The 2,603-nt window shown below is 69.3% G+C and carries 2 protein-coding genes; both read left to right on the top strand.

The features are described 5' to 3' along the window. Positions 1-203: 203 nt before the first annotated feature. Entirely contained in the window at positions 204-1,670 is a 1,467-nt protein-coding gene (locus ABIE56_RS22585; protein ID WP_429246057.1) for a DUF4139 domain-containing protein, read from the top strand. A 20-nt stretch (positions 1,671-1,690) separates the two neighbouring features. Then, a complete protein-coding gene (locus tag ABIE56_RS22580; RefSeq protein WP_429246056.1) occupies positions 1,691-2,449 on the top strand; it encodes an enoyl-CoA hydratase/isomerase family protein in 759 nt (252 codons plus the stop codon). Positions 2,450-2,603: the final 154 nt, after the last annotated feature.

The raw sequence follows: 2,603 nt of genomic DNA, 5'->3' as shown, positions 1-2,603 counted from the left end.
TCTGTTTATACACAACAACTATACTTCCTCCCCCGCCCCCCCCCCCCCCCCCGCGCCGGGGCCCCCCCCCCCCCCCCGCGGGGCGCCGCCCCCCCCCCCCCCCCCCCCCCCCCCCGCTCCTACTGAAAGCGGGCACCAGCATTGCGCATGGCATTCATCTCCTCCCGGTATGATCCATCGGCGATCTACACGGAGAGAGACCCATGCGCCGCACCCTCGTACTGGCTATTGCCTGCGCCGTCGCCCTGCCCGCCTTCGCGGCCGATGAGCGCACCGCCCTTACCCTCTACCGCGCCGACAGCGACCAGCTGTTTCAAACGACCGGCGATGCCATTTCCAGTGATGGCTACGCGGTAGTCCACGAACGCCGCGCGTTCGATCTGAAAGGCGGCACCCAAGATCTTTCCATTGGCGGCCTGCCCGCCGCCCTCGATGCCGAAGCACTCACCCTGCGCTTCCCCGGCAAGGGCACCCGCGTACTTTCGCAGCGACTGCTGCTCGGCCAGGGTTTCGACGGTGCCGTCGCCGGACTGGTCGGACAGCAGGTACGGGTCGTCGGCAATGGCGGCCAGGATATTGCCGCCGGCACCCTGGTCCAGGCGGGCAGCCCCATGGTGCTTCGCGATGCCTCCGGCCAATTCACCCTCGTGCGCGATTACTCGGCGCTGCGCGTCGCCGGTGTCGATAACGTCGCCCGTGGCTCCACCTTACAGGTGCGGGTGGATGGTGGCTCCGCCGGCAACAGCACGGCCCAGCTCGATTACCCCACCTCCGGCCTTGGCTGGCGCGGCGCCTATGTCGCCACGCTCGCGCCCGGCAGCGCCTGCTCCATGACGTTCGATGCCAACGCGAGCATCGCGAACCGCAGCGGCCGTGACTGGAAGGAGGTGTCGCTGAAACTGGTGGCCGGCGACGCACGCCGCGCAAAGGCGCCGCCCGCGCAGCCGCGTGTGTTCATGGCGCGTGCCGCGCCCGCCCCCGCCGCCATGGCGGCCGATGAAGCCACCAACCCGCTACCTTCCACCCTCGGCGACCTGCGCACCTACACCCTGCCCAAGCCGATCGACCTGCCCGACGGCAGCGTCACGCAGAGCCCGCTTTACGACAGCCGCAGCGTGGCATGCGAGCGCCTGGCAACGTACGAAACCGGGCAGCGCTTCTACGGCGGTGAGCCCACCGTGCAGCCGGACATGAACCTCGCGCCCAGCGATGGCACGCCGATCAACACCAGCCTCAAGTTCAAGGCGTTCGATAGCCTGCCGGCCGGGTATGTGCGCGTGATGACCAGTGATCGCGATGGCAATGCCGAACTGCTGGCCGAAGGCGCGCTCCGCGACACGCCGAAGAACGAAGACGCCACGATCGACCTGGGTAACGCCTTCGACCTGCGCGCGAGGCGCGAGCGCACATCGTTCAACGTAGCCGGAAAGCAGATCGACGAAGGCACGCGCCTGACCTTCACCAATGCCGGCGACACCACGCGCACGATCACGGTGCGCGAGCGCCCGACCCGCTGGCGCGCATGGGAGCTGGTGTCGTCCTCGATCAAGCCTTCGAAGAACACCGCCGACGTGCTCGAGTTCAAGGTAGATGTACCGGCCCATGGCAACGCCACACTCGATTTCGCCGTACGCTACACCTGGACCGACGCCGACATCCGGCCCCGCTAAACCCGACCCGAGGCAAACCCATGCTGGATATTCTTCCCCACGACGGCGCCATCCACGAGATCCGGATGGCGCGGCCGCCGGTCAATGCACTCGACACCACGCTGGTGAATGCGCTGCGTGCGGCCATTCAGGAGGCACCCGTCAATGGTGCACGCGGCATTGTGCTGTCGGGCGCCCAAGGCATGTTCTCGGCCGGCGTCGATGTGCCTGCGCTGCTGCAACTTGATCGCGCCGGCGTCGAAGGCTTCTGGAACGACTTCTTTGCGCTGTGCGGCGCCATCGCCGCCTCGCCGGTGCCGGTCGTCGCCGCCGTGACGGGCCATAGCCCGGCCGGTGGTGCCGTGCTTGCGCTGTTCGCGGATTACCGCGTGATGGCGCACGGCATGTACAAGATCGGCCTGAACGAAGTGCAGGTGGGCCTTTCCGTGCCCGAGCCCATCCAGTTCGCCATGCGCCGCATCGTCGGCGCTTACCGCGCGGAACGGCTGCTGGTCGCCGGTGCCATGGTGGATGCGGAAGCCGCCCACGCGCTGGGCCTGGTCGACGAACTGGCGACCGTGGAGCAGGTAGTGCAGCGTTCGGTGCAGTGGCTCGCGGAGCTGCTGAAATCGCCGCCGCACGCCATGCTGCGCACCCGCGCGATCGCCCGCGCCGATCTGCTCGAGGTATGGGGTGACACGAACGGCCTGCTCGATCCCGGCTTCATCGATGACTTCTTCGCCCAGGAAACGCAGGCGGTGCTGAAGGCGCTGGTCGCCAGGCTGAAGTCGAAAGGCTAAAAATAAATGTAGGAGCGGGGGGGGGGGGGGGGGGGGGGGGGGGGGGGGGGGGCGCGCCCCCCCCCCGCCCCCCCCCCCCCCGCGGGGGGGGGCGGAGGGCGCCGCCGCCGCCCCGGGCGGGCGGGGGGGCGCGCGCCCCCCCGCCCCGCACCCC

The organism is Luteibacter sp. 621 (assembly GCF_050435445.1).
In the GTDB taxonomy this organism is placed as follows: Bacteria; Pseudomonadota; Gammaproteobacteria; order Xanthomonadales; family Rhodanobacteraceae; genus Luteibacter.
This window is presented reverse-complemented; position numbering and strand designations above follow the sequence as displayed.

Coding starts and splice junctions, on each gene's coding strand:
- ABIE56_RS22580 (WP_429246056.1), top strand. CDS start 1,691: ATGCTGGATATTCTTCCCCACGACGGCGCCATCCACGAGATCCGGATG.
- ABIE56_RS22585 (WP_429246057.1), top strand. CDS start 204: ATGCGCCGCACCCTCGTACTGGCTATTGCCTGCGCCGTCGCCCTGCCC.